A 17377-nucleotide genomic window follows, 5' to 3' on the forward strand; every position below is an offset into this window, starting at 1 on the left:
TTTGTTTTAGGTATACAAACAAAAAAGGGTTACTCATAATATATGAGTAACCCTTTTTTAATGTCTTAATTCTATACTTTCTGAAACTTATAAACCGATCCTAAGTTTAAGATATCAGTTAATTCATCTAATGCAGTTCTTGATTCAACTAATAACTGAGGATCTTGTAAGTCTTCAGGTTTTATTACATCTCTATAATGACTATCTACCCAAGTATTTAAACGTTTATATAAATTATCAGACAGGATACACGCAGGATTTACAGCAGCTAACTCTTGTTCACTTAATGTGACTCTTAAACGTAAACAGGCAGGCCCACCGCCATTTTTCATACTTTCATTCACATCAAAGTATTTAACCTGTTTGATTGGTGTATTTTTTGTAATTAAACGATCTAAATACGATTTAACATTTTGATTATTTTCACAATGCTTAGGCGCAATAATCGCCATAGATGAATCAGGTAAGGTGACTATTTGCGTATTAAACAAATAGGTATTTACTGCATCTTGCACACTCACTTCATTGCTAGGTACTTCAATAAAATGTAGTTCTTGTGAGCTTAATTTTTGGTCCACTTCCTTAATAAATAACTCAGTATTTAAAAAAGCTTTCTCATGATAAAACAGTACGTTTTGATTCCCGACAGCAATCACATCATTATGAAATACGCCCGCATCTATCACATCAGGGTTTTGTTGTACAAATACAGTTTTATCATCAGATAAACCATGTAACCTAGCAACTGCGCGGCTGGCTTCTATCGTCTGCCTTGCAGCAAACTTTTGTGGTTTAGGCATATTAGCGTTAAATGCATAACGACCAAAGGAAAAAATCTCGACCCCGTTATCTGCGTACTCATCACATAAACGCGTATGATTAGCAGCACCTTCATCGCCAAAATGGTCACTGTCATTCAAATGCATATGATGTTCAAAGTATTCATCATTTGCAAAGATTGCTTTTAAAATATTGCCGGTTGTTTCTGGCTCTAATGATCGGTGAAACTTATTGGTTAAGTTAGCAGGAGTGAAATGTACTTTTTTATTACTGGTATCCGATGATGGAGAAACGGTTGCAGCATTTGCAGTCCACATACTCGAAGCCGAATAACACGCAGCTAAAACATTCGGTGCCTCCTTATAAGCTTGGGCTAAAACTTGTGAATCTTTACCTTTAAACCCTAGACGCCTCAAAGTATACATATCTGGTCTTTCTTGTGGCGCTAAAACCCCTTGCGTTAGTCCTAAATCATGTAAAGCTTTCATTTTAGCTAAACCTTGTTTAGCAGCGCTTTTAGGGCTTGAACTATCATAAGCACTTTTTAATGAAGCCACATTTCCCTCAGATAAACCGGCATAATTATGAGTAGGGCCAACTAATCCATCAAAATTTACTTCAAAACTTTTCATTTAATAACCTTTTGAAATTTTATTTATAAATACTCAAACTCAATACATGTACCAATCTGAAATTAAGTTTAAGAAACTTGCCCCTTAGCGCTATAGTACCTAATAGATTATTTAATTGTGCGCTATATTTTCCATTAATAGATGAATTTTATTAATTTGTTCAAATTATGATTTAACAATTAGTCATATTTACCCATTTAGCAGCATTGATATCACAGAGTAAATCATAAATATAAATAAAAATGTCCACTTCTTTTCTTAAAATAAGATTAAGCTAATAAGTTGATCTACTAAAGCTATAAATACCTTAAGCACTTTATAAAACTGTTTTTTTAAAAAACGAACACAGCTTACTCAAAACCGAACAGAAATCACTTAACTAATTCCCCTATAAAACTTAAAGTACTGATAAATAAACAAAAATAAAGCTGGCACAGTAATTCCAATAAAGAATTTAAGTTATTAAATAATATGTGTCCTCAACAATGAAAATAGAATTAACACAAAACAAACCTTGGAAGAAAGACATATTAATCAGCCTGTTTATTTCTTTATTATGTTATGCCGCTTATGCAGTTAGCAGTAAGTCGGTAAAATCCATACCAAAAGAAAATGTGAGTTTTCAAAATGTACAAACTGGACCTATAGATATATACGCCAACGCCTATGGTGAGTTAATTTCAGCAAAAGAGCGCCTATTAACAGCGCCTGCACTGGGAAAAGTATCTCAAATACTGGTACGCCCAGGTACTCAAGTAACACCAGAAACTGTCATACTTCATTTGTTCAACCCTAAATTAAACCAAGAAGTAAGTGAATCTAAAGGGTTATTAGCACAACAAAAAGCAGAACGTGAGGCTTTTAAATACGAACAACAAAATGAAAGATTAAACTACCAAAGTAATATTGCAGATATTCAAGCAGAAATTGAAAAAGCACAACTAGAACTTTCAGTTAATCAAAAGCTATTAAAATTAGGTGTTGCCTCACAAATTGAATTACAACGTGCACAACTGGCCCTGGAACAACAAAATAAACGATTAAAGTTCGAAAAAGAGAAGTACCAGCAATTTATAGAGATGCAGAGTTACCAGCTCACTCAAAAAGATATCACTATTGAACAACAAACCTCACAAGTGAGTTTATTAGAACAGCAACTTGAAGATATGAAAGTTAAGGCGGGGATCACAGGTTCCTTACAAAACCTAGAAATAGAGTTAGGTCAAAGTGTTCAACTAGGTGAATCACTTGCAAAAGTAGGTAGCAATAAAGCACTCATCGCCAGATTACGTTTGCCGCAACATCAAGCTGATCAAATAGATATTAATGCACCTGTAATATTAGATACGCAAAAAGGTTTAATTCAAGCGCATATTTCTCGCATCGAAAGTGTTGTAAAAAATGGCTCTGTACTGGCGGAAGCAATTCTTGATAGTGAATTAACAACAAATGCACGCCCCGCCTTAACAATATCAGCACAAGTATTTATAAAACATCAAAAAGATGCCGTATTTACCCAACAAGCATCAGGAATGCGCCCAAACAGTAAACTCAATGTATTTATACAAACACAAAACCATATGTTGCAAAAGAGAGAAGTTACTTTTGGTGATATATCTCAAGGAAATTTAGTTGTCACCAAAGGCTTAAACGCTGGTGATAAAATTGTCAGTTCAGATTTAAGTAAATATAGCCAGTTCAAACAATTAGCATTATTAGATTAACCATATCCACCCAAATCAATGTAAAATGCCAAAACGTAAAGGCCCTTTACAATGATTTGGATAAAAAAATTATAAGGAATATATTATGAAACAAGTTGTCTCTATGAGTAATATCCATAAGCGTTATGATGGCCAACAAATAGAAACTCACGCCTTGCAAGGTGTCTCTCTTGAAATTATGCAAGGAGAGTTTGTGGCTATCACAGGACCTTCAGGCTGTGGTAAATCAACTTTATTATCTATTATGGGTCTAATGGATAGTGCAAGTGAAGGCTGTTATCAAATTGCCCAAATTGATACTGCAAACCTCAAAATTGATCAAAGAACACAAATAAGAAATGAACATATAGGTTACGTATTTCAGTCATTTAATTTAATTGATAATTTAACTGTATTTGAAAACATCGCTTTGCCACTTGAACATAGAAATGTAAAAAAAGCTGAAATAAAAACCCGTGTAGAAGCAGTATTAGATCAAGTCGATATGCTACATCGTAAAAACTACCGACCTAACCAGCTTTCAGGTGGTCAACAACAGCGTATCGCCATCGCCAGAGCCTTAGTTGGTAGGCCTGATCTCATCTTAGTAGATGAACCCACAGGTAACTTAGATAGTAAAAATGGTGATCAGGTTATGTTGCTATTAGAGCAATTAAATAAAGCAGGTTCAACTATTGTAATGGTAACCCATGATAGCCGTTATTCACGCTGTGCTAGCCGCGAAATACAATTGTTAGACGGTCAAATTATCACTGAACAATTCGCTGCTCAAAGTGTTCAGGGGGTTGCATGAGTTTATACCAAAAAGCATTTATCACAGGGATCGCTAGAGTTTTTTCACTGCCAAGGCTAAGTATTCCGCTTATTGTAACTTTAGGTCTTACTTTAGGCGCAGTATTAAGTGTTATAGCGATTTCATCAACGCTATTTTTAAAACCTCTTAAAGGCGTAAATAACGAAGATAATATTCAAACATTTCAATTTCAGATGCAATTTAGTAAAGATATGAGTATTTCATATTGGAATTTACGTCGTTTAGCTGATTTTAATGAAACTTATAAACATTTAGGCACTTGGGCGGGTATTTCATCTAATAATGAAACAGCTGTCAGCATTGATAATGTAACATATTCCACTACACAATTCTCAGCCTCTGATACTATTTTAAATGTATTAGGTACCCAATTACTTAAAGGACAAGATGTCACATTAGATGCGCCAGATGAATATGTTTGGATCTCAAACTCTTTATGGCAACACGCATTTTCAGGTAATGACTCGGCGATAGGTAAACAAATAACGCATAATAATAAAAGTTATATCATAGCAGGGATCTTAGAAGATTTAATGGATGCGCCAGATAATAGTGTTATCGCTCAGGAGCAAATTTGGTTTATTTCTAAGCTTACTAGTTTGCTAGGAAAAACTGAAGAAAGTGCTGTAAGAGATGATATAAAAGCATTATTATTAAAAGCTAAAAACCCCAATATCAAGCCACCTTCAAAAGAAGAAGCAATCCAATGGCGCACACAGTACATAACAAATAATACACCTGAAGAACAACTGCAAGGCTACTTAGGATTTATCAATAGCAGCCCAGTAGAGGTCATTACAGATAGTTATAGAAACCACTTATTGGGTTCAAGTAAAAACTTAATATATGCTTTATTTGCAGCAGTAATAGGTTTACTCCTTATGGCGACATTAAACTTACTGAACTTATTTATTGCGCACTATCAAACCCGCAATAAAGAGTTTGCAATACAATTAAGTTTAGGTTCAAGCTTATTAAAGTTGAGGCTATTAGTATTACTAGAAAATTTACCTAGTTTTATTTTAGCTACAATATCAGGGCTTTTAGTGACAGGTTGGATTATAAAAAGCTTACCTCATATTACTAATAACAACCTTCCCATGATTAACGAAATAACAGTTAATAATGCAACAGTAGCAGCTGCATTTGCGATCATTATTTTACTGAGCATACTCTTTAGCGCATTCGCGTTAATTGATATCAATAAGCAAGCTCTTGCGACTAATTTAAATAGCAGTGGTAAAGGTATACAAGCACAATCGAATCACTGGCTAAGCCGCACATTAATGGTAATTCAATTAACTGTTGCCTCATTATTGTTAACCGCTTCAATGATGCTCGCCTCGCAAAGTTATGACGCTGTTTATCGTGATTTAGGTTTTGAATTAGGTAATCATTATGAAGTATCAATGTCAGTATCTGATCCCCAATGGGCGAAAAAAATAGCAAATCCCATGAAGTATCAGGGTAGTGAAGCGCAAAAAGTAAACCAAAATATAAGCAAAATTATTGAAGCTAATGTAACAAACAGTGAAGTTGTGATCCCAACAGCCGCACCTCTAACAGATATGTTTATTCTTATGGCTTACAGCCCAGAAAATGAACCTAATAAACGCATCTTATTTCAGCCTAGCTATTTATCAGTTGGATATTTTAAGGCGTTTAATATTCCTATTTTAGCAGGAACTAATTTAACCCAAGCACAAATTGATAATAACGACAGCGGTGTTGTAATAGATACTATTATGGCTAATGAATTGTACCCAAATTTAAGCTTTCAAGAAATCATTGGAAAATCGATCAATTTGGGCATAGAAGATGATAAAGGTGAACAGGTTAAATCGACCATAAATGCGGTTGTGGGCGCTATTCAAAGCCAAGTAGGTCGGACAACACCGATCCTTACACCTAGAGTTTATTTCAGTCAATTTAATATAGGTGGGAGTTTTGCTTTTACAGTGAATCTGCCTTCAGGTCAAAGTATGAAAGCTGAACAAATTCAAGCTCAAATTACAAAGCAATATCCTATGTTAACTAACCTTCAAGTGACTTCATTAAAAGATCGTTGGGATGAGCAAACTTTAAGTGATCGATTAAGCCTTTGGGTAGTATTAACCATGACAGGTTTAACTTTGTTCTTAGCAGCCATAGGCATTGCAGGATTAACTCAAATGACAACTAATCAAAAGAAATACGAATTAGCTGTACGTATGGCAACAGGCGCTAAACAAATGCGTTTATTAAGCTTTATTCTAAAAGATGCGATTTGGATGTTAGGTTTAGGTTTAGGCTTAGGATTTATCATTTCTGTTTTTGGTTATCAATACTTACAAGCAAGCCTCACATTGCTACCAGAGTTTAATTGGTTAGCTATGACGGGCTTAGATATAGGTTTGATCATCATAGTACTTTTATCTGTATCTATTCCGGCTTGGCGAGTGATAAGCTCAGATCCAATGAAAGCATTAAGAGAAGAATAGAAAAAACAATTATCCAAACCTTAGGTTAATTAAGTTAGACTAAGGCAACTTATAAGTTGCCTATATTATAATAAATATAAACAAACAGTCATTCTCGTAGTCTTTTTATCGGGAATCTTTTTTATTGCTCATTCTAGTTTTTCAAGATAAAACGAGAAAGATAATTTTAAGTCGATATTTGATTATGCATAAAGAATAATAAACACGGAGCTTAGTTTGCAACAAATACCTAATAAAAATAATCAAGCAACAATATTACTGGCTGATGATGATGAAGATATCAGATTAGCGTTAACATTATTATTATCCTCTGAAGGTTTTAAAACCATTGAAGCTGCTAATGCTAAAGAAGTGATCACCCAAACCAACAGACAAAACCCTGATCTCATTTTGCTAGATATGAATTTCAGCCGCGATACCACAAGTGGCCAAGAAGGCTTAGAAATATTAGCGCAATTAAAAAATAACGATATACCGGTTATTTTAATGACAGCATGGGCAAATGTAGAGTTGGCAGTAAATGGCTTAAAACAAGGCGCATCTGATTTTGTAGAAAAACCTTGGAATAAAGAAAAGTTACTCAACAGTATAAATCAGCAGCTAAGCTTTAAAAAAATAAAACAAGAACACCAAGGCTATCAAACACTTTTAAGTGAAAAACAAAGCAATAAACATCAAACCTGGGTTTGCCAATCTCATGCCATGAAGCAAATTGAACAACTCATTGAACAAATAGCACCAACAGACGCCAATATTTTAATATTAGGTGAAAATGGCACAGGTAAATCTCAATTAGCTAAACGTATTCACCAATTTTCATCCAGACAAGATAAACCTTTAATTTCGGTTAATATGGCGGCTATACCTGAGAATTTATTTGAAAGTGAATTATTTGGTCACCAAAAAGGCGCATTTACCGATGCTAAACAAAATCGCATTGGCCGTTTTCAATTAGCAGATCAAGGCACTTTATTTTTTGATGAAATCGGTTCCTTACCTTTTAACTTACAACCTAAGTTATTACGGGTTTTAGAAACCGGTGAATATGAAGTATTAGGCTCAAGCCAAACACAAAATACTAATTCAAGACTGATCAGCGCCACTAATGCCGACTTATCAAAACTGGTAAATGAAGGATTATTTCGTCAGGATTTATTATACAGATTAAATACTTTAGTGATCACTTTGCCACCTTTAAGAGAAAGGTTAGAAGATATAAAACCTTTAGCTGATACTTTTATAGATCAGTTTTGTACTAAGTATCGTAAAGCAAAGTTAAGTCTTTCATCTGACGCGCTTAGAAAACTGAAACAACATACTTGGCCAGGCAATATTCGAGAGCTAAGTCATGCGATTGAACGTGCTGTTTTATTATCGACAAGTGAAGAAATTGCTGTCCAAGCATTACTTTTAGAAAATACGAATAGCCAAGGCTCTGACATAACTCTTCAGCCACTAGAGCAAGCAGAACGACAGTTAATCGAAAAAGCGTTATCGGTAAGCTCTGGCCAAGTAATTGAAGCTGCAAAGCTATTAGAAATTTCTCGTAATGCGTTATATCGCAGATTAGAAAAGTTTGGCATCAAATATGAGTCATGAAAAGTGGCTCATCACTGGGCTAACAAGCATTATTTTAATCATAACCTCTTTAGTTACGGCACTCACATACAGCCTTAATTGGAGTATATTAGCGATCAGCACCTTAATATTTTTATTAATGTATCCATTAATTTTCTGTGCTAATAAATATTATCAGTTTTGGTGTCAATCCATTATGCAGTTGACGACCTATACCCAAGTTTTAAAAGAAGGGGAACATAATTTAAAATACAAAAAACAAAATAAAAATAACTTATTACTAGAGCTACAACAAGAGATTGAAGTTTTGGCTCAAACCAAGCTTAAAAACAATACACAAAATGATACGGTTGAGAGCTTACTGAGCCATATATTAGATTCTTGGCCAATTCCTGTATGTGTATTTGATCAAAATTTAAACCTAATTTATCGCAATAGCGCGATGAACGAGCAAATTCAACAACCTATGCTAAATGGCTCATCAGCATCAAGTTTAGGTTTTAAATTTGAACATGGGCAGTTTAGTCATAATCAATTTGACAAAAAATGGCAAAAACAAAGCATAACTTACCTAAACCAATCTCAAAAACATTGGCTGTTTTCTGCCATAGATATTTCTCAATTACTTAATGAAAACCAAACGACCACACAAAAGAACTTAGTAAGGGTACTTTCTCATGAGTTAAGAAATTCACTCACCCCAATGGCATCAATGGCTGATACTTTATTATGTAATGAGCAACTTAACGAAAGCCAAACCAGAATGGTACTTGATAGAATAAAAAATAGAAGTGAACGTCTGCTTGCTTTTATTGGTCAGTACTCTCAATTAGCGCAATTACCAGTCCCACATTGCACTTGGTTTAATTTTATAGATATTTTAGACGAAGCTAAAAGCATGATCAGAGCGCCGCTTAACGTTCACTATAAAGGTGCGGCTTTATGTTATGGCGATGAAAATCAAGTTTCTCAAATACTGATTAATCTTTTAAAAAATGCGCAAGAATCATGCTTAAAAGACATATGTGAAGTATCTATCACCTTATATAACCAACAACAAAATCAAGTAATAGAAATCACTGATAATGGCCCTGGGTTTGCAAATCTAGATAATGTTTTAACGCCTTTTTATACCACTAAATCAACAGGCTCAGGTATAGGTTTATCACTATGCGATAGCATAACACGCAACCACAAAGGTCAATTAAAAGTCTCCAATGTTGTTCCACACGGTGCTATGATTTCAATTACTTGGCCAACAAAGAACAAAAAAGATTAATGTATTACTATAAAGTTTTAAATCATATTAATGACATTAATGCATCTATTTGGGATGCATTTTTTGATGATAACCCATTCACCAAACACGCTTTTATTGATGCTTGCGAATCAAGTTTATCGGCAAGTGAAAAAACAGGCTGGATTGCGCATCACTTTTTAATTTATAGAGCACACTCCTTAGTTGCCATTGTGCCTGGTTATTTAAAAAGTCACTCTTATGGAGAGTATATATTTGACTGGTCATGGGCTGAAGCGTATCAAAATAATGGTTTAAATTATTATCCTAAATGGATAAATGCAATACCATTTTCACCAATCCAAGGATTACGTATTGCCCATAAAGAAAGGGATACTATCGCTTTATATCGATTTATTTGCACTACACTAAACCAAGTTGCACACAATAACCTTTGGTCTGGCTGGCATATTAACTTTTGTGATCAAACAACATCAAACTTATTAAAGCAGCAAAAAATCATGCCTAGGATCGGAGTACAATTTCAATGGTTTAATAATAGCTACTCTGATTTTAATGGTTTTTTAACTTCACTAAATGCTAGAAAGCGTAAAAATATAAAAAAGGAGCGACAAAAAGTACTGTCTCAAGATATTCAAATTGAGTGGCTAAGCGGTGATGACATTAGTGATAACTTGATTAAACAATTTATTGAATTTTATCAACGCACTTACTTAAAACGCTCAGGTCATCTAGGTTATCTAAATATAGAGTTTTTTACTTTATTAAAGGAGCACTTAGCTAATGACTTAATTATCATGACAGCAACAAAATCTAATGAATTAATCGCGGCTACTTTGAGTTTAAAATCAGACGATATACTTTATGGGCGCTATTGGGGAGCAAATGAGCCATGTGATTTTTTACATTTTGAGCTGTGTTATTATCAAGGCATAGAGTACTGCATTAAACACAAACTAAAATGCTTTCACTCTGGTGCGCAAGGCGAGCATAAAATCGCAAGAGGGTTTGAGCCTGTATTTACTTACTCAAACCACAAAATTATTCATTCTGACTTTGCATTAGCTATCGATGACTTTTTACAAAGAGAAACACAACATATGCAACAATATTTTAAAGAGTGCCAAGCTTTATCACCTTATAAAAAAGACGATTAAAATGATTTTTTAAATACTAAAAGTTGATTATTTGCTGGCATATCAAAGTCATTAATCAATAAAAGTCCTTCTTTTTTAGCTAAAGATAAAATACTTTCTATATCTCTTATGCCTCGATTTGAGTCTATATTTTTAAGCCATAAATCAAACTGTGCATTACTAGGACTTGTAAATTCACCATTATATTTAAAAGGACCATAAATACACAAAGTGCCATTATTTTCTAAGTGTCGCCCTACCCCTTTAAAAAATGATACCACTAAGGCCTCGCTGACTATATGCAAAGTATTCGCTGTAAAAATACCATCAACTATTTCAACAGGCCAAGGCTTGGAAAAATCAAGCGTTAACGGACGCTTTAAATTATCAGAAGGCTCATCATCAATGCAAAGGTTAATACCTTGATGATTCTCTATTAAGTCACTAGTTTGCCATATTAAATGCGTTAAACTTTTAGCAAAATGCACTGCATGTTGACCTGTTCCCGAGCCAACTTCTAAAACGTTAGAGTGAGTACTAAATGCATCTTTGAGAATATTAAGAATATATGATTTATTGTTGTCGCAGGCTTGAGAATATGGCTTTTGCATTTGTAATAGCTCTATGTAAATTTCTGATAAGATTAAACTTCTATAATGTTTTTGTCTAGAAACAAGTCTATCTAGACGTAAATCTTACTTGCCAATAATATCACTTTAGTTTTAAACTAACCTTCATCCTTACGTTTACGTAAAGGGCAAACCGTCAATTAAATACTAACCGTCAATTAAAGAGTAGAGTTATGCGTCTTGAAATTCTTTGTGAGAATAAAACCGGAATAGCACGAAAGTTACTCGAAATTCTAGAAAATTATGATTTGAATCTCTATGCAGTTGAAGCCAATAGTAATGGTATTATTCATGTGCATTTTCCTGAATTAGAATTTGAACGGTTTAAAAATTTAATGCCCGAAATACGTAAACTTGATCATGTACTTGATGTTAGAAGTGTGAAAAATATGCCTTTAGAAACAGAGCATTATGCACTTAACTCTTTACCTGATCCCGTTTTTTTCATTGATTTAAAAGGTAAAGTAACTAGAACCAATGAAGCAGCCCTGACATTAATAAATATTTCAAAAGAAAAGATTGAGAATGAAACCCTCAATCAGTGGCTTCAAGGTTTTTCATTTATAAACTGGTTTGATGATCTAAAAGGCATAAATCAGACGGTAAGAGTACAAGTAGATGGTATAAACTATTTAGCTGAAATTTTACCAATTTATATTACAGAAAATCTAGATATTAAAACGCTTTCTGGCGGTATTGTTTTACTTAAATCATCTTCAAGATTAAGCAAGCAAATTAATATATTGCAAACCGACTCAACAAAACAACCAAAAAATAAATCAACCAATAGTATCATGGCCGGATTTGAAACTATCCGTTCACAAAGCTCTGCGATTAAGCGCACTTTATTACAAGCCAAAAAAGTTGCACTACTAGAAGAACCTATTCTAATTATGGGAGAAGTAGGTACAGGCAGAAGACGCATAGCAAAGGCATGTCACGATGCAAGTAATAGAAAAAATAATAAGTTCACTTCAATTTCATGTGCAACACTAGAAAAAAGCCACCTAAATGATATTTTATTTGGCTGTAAAGAAAAGAAAATTGTCAGTGTATTTGAACAATCTAACTTTGGCACAGTCTATTTAGATGAAATATCAGAACTCACCAATGAGATGCAAATTAGTTTAATAAACTTAATTAAAACAGCCACATTGAATAATAATCCAGATAAAAAGTTTGATGTCAGAATTATTTGTTCAAATAAAAAAAGTTTAGTTAAATTAATGAAAGCCGGAAAATTCAGACAAGATCTATTATTCCAAATAAATACTTGCTCATTAAGTATTCCACCTTTAAGAAAAAGCAAAGAAGATATTTTAATATTAGCTAAATACTTTTTACAGCAATACTCTGATAAGCAAGGTGAAACTGAATTTACCTTATCGAAAAAAAGCCTTGATAAATTGCAAGCTTATGACTGGCCAGGTAATGTAAAAGAGTTAAAAAACATTATATTTCAAGCTATCAGCATGGTAGATGGCTCCACTGAATTAACACCACAAATGCTGAATTTACCTTCAGATATTCTTGCGCCAAAAACCAGCCTAGAAGCATTTAGCGATACATTAGAAGAGGCGACCAAAAAATTTCAAGCTGATTTAATTCGTCAACTTTATCCTATTTATCCCAGTACCAGAAAACTCGCTAAAAAACTAGGGGTCTCCCATACAGCAATCGCCAATAAGCTAAAAGAATATGGTATCGATAAAAATTAACAACCTCACATATTTTAAAGCTTTAAATACAAATCAATTAGGTAAATTCATTTATTCTATTATTAAATAAATGAATTTAAAGCAACCATTAGTACTTTACGAGATCAATTAGAACTACCAGCCAGTATTCGAGAACAAGACATTCAAAAAGAAAAATTCGACTTAAACCAAGAAAACCTTTAATTACAACAAGCAATACAAAACTTACGTGACAAACTGGAAATTAAATCAAGTGATCATAAGCAAAACATCCACAAAGTAATATTAATTTAACCCAATAAAACCTGAAACTTCAAAGCACAGTGCAAAACTTATGAGATGAAATCCAGCTACAAATAAATGTTCACAATGACTCTCAACAGCAAAGTAATAAATAAAGAGCAGCACCAATTAAAGCAAACAATCCAACAATTAAACCTTCTATTAAAAAATAATGTAACTTAGAGTTACAGATCAAATTATGAAATCGAGTTTCCTTGAACGTATATTTAAAATTAACCGCCAAATTGCACAACAAGAAACCTTAGTTCAAGTTTTTCCGCTTTAGCAAATATCGCTTCTCGTGAAAGTGATTTAGAAAGAAGTTCGATTTTTACATAATAGTCAGCATAACGAGTTATTTACTCTATTCGCACAAGGGTTAAAAAAAGAGAGCCGTATATCTGACGATGTTGGCATTGCGGGTCATGTTTTTAAAACAGCTAAAAGCGTCATTATTGAAGACGTTTATAATGATCCTCATTTCAACTATAAAATGGAAGTGGTTACATATTTTCATGATGGTTTAGATAAATATAAAAAATTTATTGAGGCCAGAAAAGTTTTTGAACAAGCATTATTATTACATCAAGACCCTGTCACTCAAATATATATTCAAAGATGTCAGCATTTTATTACCCAAGCCCCAGCACACAATTGGGAAGGTTTTTTACCATGAAATGTAAATAACCATAACTATGCAATGCCGATACAGCCGATTTTTATGCATCATTCAATTTACACCATAATAAGTTACTTGAAGGAAAACCTGAATGCCGCCTTTCCGGGCCTGATGGTAATGTTTTATAATCATCCATACGAAACCTCATAATAGCCCCTCATGATGAAGCTAACTTTGAGTATAATTTAAAAATCAAAATTCACCTTAAATTAACTCAAGAAAAGATATTTATTTAAAGTAATAAAAATAAAGAATTGCTTAAAAAAATTTAGTATATTTATTAGCTCATCTAATAAGGTCAAAAGATCAAAAATGAAAATAACTAATTCTGAACGTTTACAATTTGAACTGATGACAGATCAAGATGCACATTTATTTTTTGAATTAGACCAAGACCCCGAAGTCATGCGCTATATTAATGGCGGCAATATGACCTCAATGGAAGATGTATTAAATATTTATATTCCACGAATGAAAAGTTATACAAACGAAAAATTAGGCTGGGGACAGTGGAAAGTCACAACCACAGATACCAATGAATTTATTGGTTGGGTATTAGTAAGACCTGTCGACTTTTTTAGTGATAATTCACAATTAGATAACCTAGAACTTGGCTGGCGTTTTAAAAAAATCACTTGGGGAAAAGGTTACGCTACAGAAGCAGCAAAAAGCATTGCTATAGCGGTTAGCCAAACCAAGAGTGTGAGTAAAATTTCAGCTACCGCATTAGAGGGTAACTTAGCTTCAATAAAAATAATGACAAAACTCGGTATGAAATACATCAAAACATATACGCATAAGGACCCTCTTGGTGATATTGAAGCGGTTTATTATGAAATAAAGGTAGACGACTTCCAAAAAATAACAGCTTTAAACTATAATTAGCCATTATTAATGTATGAAAGCTTAAAAATAATGAAAAGATTATTTCTGGCGTGAATAGGCCTTACCTGAACTATCCGCTCCTGTGTTCACCGGCAACCTACAACCTACATCTTACTTTATGTTTTTTAGCCAATACAGAATTAGAGATAGCACAAGAGTTAATTGCAAAATTAAACCATTTAAAAGATAGGAAGATTCACTTATCTTTTACTGAAATTGGCTATTTCAAAAAAACAAAAGTACTTTATTTGAAGCCGAAAAAACGCCTCACACTTTATTAAATTTAGTACAAAATCTAAATGAAATGGTGTGCTGCACTGAAACCGACCTAAACCAGTTAGAGTACACACCTCATATCACTGTTGCTCGAAAAATTTCTATATATCCAAATATCGTGGACTCCCCTAGCATCAGAATTCAATTCACTAATGTTGTGCTTTACCATTCTAAAAGCACTAATAATGGTGTCAGATATAAAAAACTTAGAGGTTGGTCACTGAACTAAATTAATGTAAAGGGGGTTTACAAAAAATCACATTATAGTCGACTTCTAAGTCATCATTCATATCTTTTATTACTAATTTCAAGTTAGTAATAAAACGCACTGTAACTATACAGTAAACTCCCATAGTTCCTTAACCGGCTATTTTAATTGCTCTCTAAAATCGGGATGTGCTATCTCTATCAATGCTTGTGCACGATCACTAAGGCTTTTACCTCATAAGCTTGCAATACCATATTCTGTCACTATATATTGAACATAAGGGCGAGTCGTTACCACACCTGCACCATTACTCAAAGTTGGCACAATGCGGGAAATTGCACATTTACTCGATGTTGAAGGTAATACAATCACAGCTTTTCCTCCTTTTGAAAGTCCTGCCCCACGAATAAAGTCCATTTGACCACCAACACCAGAGTATATATGGGTACCAATAGAATCAGCACAGACCTGCCCTGTTATATTGACTTGAAGAGCGTTATTAATTGCAGCGACATTATCATTACGACGAATAATCGAAGTATCGTATACATATTCGATATCTAAAAATACAACTTGTCGATTATCATCTACAAAATCATATAAACGCTGAGAGTCTAAAGCAAAGCCAGTTACAATTTTACTTAGGTGAACTTTTTTTAGTTTATTATTGATTGCGCCAGATTCAACTAGCTCTAATACTCCGTCAGAAAACATCTCTGTATGAATTCCTAAGTCTTTTCTATCGTATAAACACGCCAAAACAGCATCTGGAATCGCACCTATGCCGATTTGTAAACGGTCACCATCATTTATTAGCCGAGCAACATTTTTGCCTATTGTTTGTGTTATTTCATCTTGTGTTACCATTGTATGAATAGGCAAATCATCATCTTGCCAATACACACTATGAAACCTGTCGTACACAATAAAAAAGTCTCCATGAGTTCTTGGCATTTTAGGATTTATATGAGCAATTTTTTTTGCTACCTGACAAGCGGTATTAGTTGCTTCAACAGCAACCCCCATAGTACACATACCATGTTTATCAGGAGGAGAGACTTGAATAATTGCAGTATCAAGTTCTTGTTAGTCACTGCGAAACAGTTTAGGCACTTCTGACAAGAAAATTGGCACATAATCAGCGCAATCTGAAGCTAATAATGAACGGGTAGGTGCACTTCTAAAATAACATCTATGACGTAAGTGACCTTAAAGACTTTTATCACTTAACGCTTCACTACGTTCTGTATGCAATTGCAATAGTGTTAAATTAATTTTCGTTTTAGCATGAACCGCCAAAGCTTCAAATAAAACCCTAGGTGTTGCAGCCATTGAATGGGTCCAAATTATTTCGTTGCTTTCAATGATAGATACAGCTTCTAAAGCTGATTGATAAATGCGCACGCTCATAATCATCCTAACCTTATCTAAATACGGTCAGTGTTCAGTGTAAGAGCTTTAAGGAATACCGCTATGATTTGTATCAAACAAAAAACTAAAATGCGTAGTAATCATTTTTCATATTTACTCAGATCAAATTTTTACTAAGTATTTTTAATTTTGTGTTCTAATACGAGCTTGTATATAGAGGGAAGAGAAAAGCATATCCACTAAAATAAGCTATTATATCTTAAAATACTTATTAGATGCTGAATATAATAGGAATAACGTATGCGAAACTAGGTTTAATTAGAGTTTCACTTAAAATCGAAGTTTATATTAAAAGATTAAATGTTTCTAACTTGACTGAGTTAGTAAAAAACAGTTTTATACTAACTCAAATATTGACAGTTATATGTTTAGCAGTGTGTTTTCACCGACTAAAATAAAACACACTCACAGCGATTAATATTATTGCAATGCTAATAAATACCGGAGTAAAACGATTTTTTTCACTTAATTGCTTTTTAACTGCCGATTTTTCAGTGCAAGCCGCAACTTTATTAACATAGCTATAGCCGGAATTTAAATACTCTTTGCATTTACTTTCTTCTGCGGGAATGGCTGTTAATTCGTTATTTTTTTTCAGGATATAAAAATCCATAAGTACACCACTTTTTGCTATTTTTATAAATGAACAAAATCATTCATTTTATTTTATTTTATTCTTATACATATCCCTGTAAAAAGTGTGGCATTTTAATGATATTTAGGGGGTAATTTCAACTATTAATAACGATAAATAGGAAATAAATTATAAAAAGACGATTTATTCAAAAATTCTAGCTATGGATGTATAACGATAAATAGGAAATAAATTATAAAAAGACGATTTATTCAAAAATACTAGCTATGGATGTAAACCCCCTTTACATTTTT

General features: G+C 33.4%; 13 protein-coding genes and 1 pseudogene. 10 read left to right on the forward strand and 4 right to left on the reverse strand.

The features are described from left to right. Positions 1–71: 71 nt before the first annotated feature. Positions 72–1412, reverse strand: a complete 1341-nt coding sequence (gene astB, locus PSA_RS19755) for an N-succinylarginine dihydrolase (RefSeq protein ID WP_042146162.1) — start codon at positions 1410–1412, stop codon at positions 72–74. Positions 1413–1897: 485 nt separating this feature from the next. On the opposite strand from astB, the gene PSA_RS19760 reads away from it, so the two are divergent. The 6 genes from PSA_RS19760 to PSA_RS19785 all read left to right on the forward strand — a co-directional run bounded on the left by PSA_RS19760 (position 1898) and on the right by PSA_RS19785 (position 10423). Beyond that, positions 1898–3136 (forward strand): efflux RND transporter periplasmic adaptor subunit, encoded by a 1239-nt coding sequence (locus PSA_RS19760; RefSeq protein ID WP_042146165.1) that lies wholly within the window; start codon positions 1898–1900, stop codon positions 3134–3136. A gap of 85 nt (positions 3137–3221) precedes the next feature. Beyond that, positions 3222–3929 (forward strand): ABC transporter ATP-binding protein, encoded by a 708-nt coding sequence (locus tag PSA_RS19765; protein ID WP_042146166.1) that lies wholly within the window; start codon positions 3222–3224, stop codon positions 3927–3929. Further along, positions 3926–6430, forward strand: coding sequence for an ABC transporter permease (locus PSA_RS19770; protein ID WP_042146168.1), 2505 nt, complete (start codon positions 3926–3928; stop codon positions 6428–6430). Before PSA_RS19765 ends, PSA_RS19770 begins: the two co-directional genes overlap by 4 nt. 216 nt (positions 6431–6646) lie before the next feature. Next, positions 6647–8029, forward strand: coding sequence for a sigma-54 dependent transcriptional regulator (locus tag PSA_RS19775; protein WP_231665442.1), 1383 nt, complete (start codon positions 6647–6649; stop codon positions 8027–8029). 175 nt (positions 8030–8204) lie between these two features. Beyond that, on the forward strand, positions 8205–9287 hold the full coding sequence (locus tag PSA_RS19780; RefSeq protein WP_231665445.1) for a PAS domain-containing sensor histidine kinase: 1083 nt from the start codon (positions 8205–8207) through the stop codon (positions 9285–9287). Continuing rightward, on the forward strand, positions 9287–10423 hold the full coding sequence (locus PSA_RS19785) for a GNAT family N-acetyltransferase (RefSeq protein ID WP_042146173.1): 1137 nt from the start codon (positions 9287–9289) through the stop codon (positions 10421–10423). The genes PSA_RS19780 and PSA_RS19785 overlap by 1 nt, the downstream gene beginning before the upstream one ends. Here PSA_RS19785 and PSA_RS19790 read toward each other — a convergent pair. Beyond that, a complete protein-coding gene (locus PSA_RS19790) occupies positions 10420–11013 on the reverse strand; it encodes a DUF938 domain-containing protein (RefSeq protein ID WP_042146174.1) in 594 nt (197 codons plus the stop codon). The genes PSA_RS19785 and PSA_RS19790 overlap by 4 nt on opposite strands. A 191-nt stretch (positions 11014–11204) precedes the next feature. Between PSA_RS19790 and PSA_RS19795 the strand changes: the two genes are divergently transcribed. The 4 genes from PSA_RS19795 (at position 11205) to PSA_RS27330 (ending at position 14855) form a co-directional block, all read left to right on the forward strand. Next, entirely contained in the window at positions 11205–12749 is a 1545-nt protein-coding gene (locus tag PSA_RS19795) for a sigma 54-interacting transcriptional regulator (RefSeq protein WP_042146176.1), read from the forward strand. A 760-nt stretch (positions 12750–13509) separates the two neighbouring features. After that, complete coding sequence (locus PSA_RS19800; RefSeq protein WP_157575798.1) at positions 13510–13686, forward strand: hypothetical protein; 177 nt, start codon at positions 13510–13512, stop codon at positions 13684–13686. 315 nt (positions 13687–14001) lie between these two features. Then, positions 14002–14574: a GNAT family N-acetyltransferase gene (locus PSA_RS19805; protein ID WP_042146180.1), complete on the forward strand. Its 573-nt coding sequence runs from the start codon at positions 14002–14004 to the stop codon at positions 14572–14574. 50 nt (positions 14575–14624) lie between these two features. Next, the gene (locus PSA_RS27330) at positions 14625–14855 is read left to right on the forward strand and encodes a 2'-5' RNA ligase family protein (RefSeq protein WP_193216520.1); all 231 of its coding nucleotides are present in this window, start codon (positions 14625–14627) and stop codon (positions 14853–14855) included. Positions 14856–15217: 362 nt separating this feature from the next. Here the strand turns inward: PSA_RS27330 and PSA_RS19810 are convergent. Continuing rightward, positions 15218–16468: pseudogene (locus PSA_RS19810) on the reverse strand (acetyl-CoA hydrolase/transferase family protein). 403 nt (positions 16469–16871) lie between these two features. Then, a complete protein-coding gene (locus PSA_RS19815; protein WP_042146182.1) occupies positions 16872–17102 on the reverse strand; it encodes a hypothetical protein in 231 nt (76 codons plus the stop codon). Positions 17103–17377 lie beyond the last annotated feature (275 nt).

The organism is Pseudoalteromonas sp. '520P1 No. 423', from assembly GCF_001269985.1.
Classification (GTDB): Bacteria; Pseudomonadota; Gammaproteobacteria; order Enterobacterales; family Alteromonadaceae; genus Pseudoalteromonas.

Excerpts from the sequence above, each read along its gene's own strand:
- astB (WP_042146162.1), bottom strand. The coding sequence starts at position 1,412 with ATGAAAAGTTTTGAAGTAAATTTTGATGGATTAGTTGGCCCTACTCAT.
- PSA_RS19760 (WP_042146165.1), top strand. The coding sequence starts at position 1,898 with ATGAAAATAGAATTAACACAAAACAAACCTTGGAAGAAAGACATATTA.
- PSA_RS19765 (WP_042146166.1), top strand. The coding sequence starts at position 3,222 with ATGAAACAAGTTGTCTCTATGAGTAATATCCATAAGCGTTATGATGGC.
- PSA_RS19770 (WP_042146168.1), top strand. The coding sequence starts at position 3,926 with ATGAGTTTATACCAAAAAGCATTTATCACAGGGATCGCTAGAGTTTTT.
- PSA_RS19780 (WP_231665445.1), top strand. The coding sequence starts at position 8,205 with ATGCAGTTGACGACCTATACCCAAGTTTTAAAAGAAGGGGAACATAAT.
- PSA_RS19785 (WP_042146173.1), top strand. The coding sequence starts at position 9,287 with ATGTATTACTATAAAGTTTTAAATCATATTAATGACATTAATGCATCT.
- PSA_RS19790 (WP_042146174.1), bottom strand. The coding sequence starts at position 11,013 with ATGCAAAAGCCATATTCTCAAGCCTGCGACAACAATAAATCATATATT.
- PSA_RS19795 (WP_042146176.1), top strand. The coding sequence starts at position 11,205 with ATGCGTCTTGAAATTCTTTGTGAGAATAAAACCGGAATAGCACGAAAG.
- PSA_RS19805 (WP_042146180.1), top strand. The coding sequence starts at position 14,002 with ATGAAAATAACTAATTCTGAACGTTTACAATTTGAACTGATGACAGAT.
- PSA_RS19815 (WP_042146182.1), bottom strand. The coding sequence starts at position 17,102 with ATGGATTTTTATATCCTGAAAAAAAATAACGAATTAACAGCCATTCCC.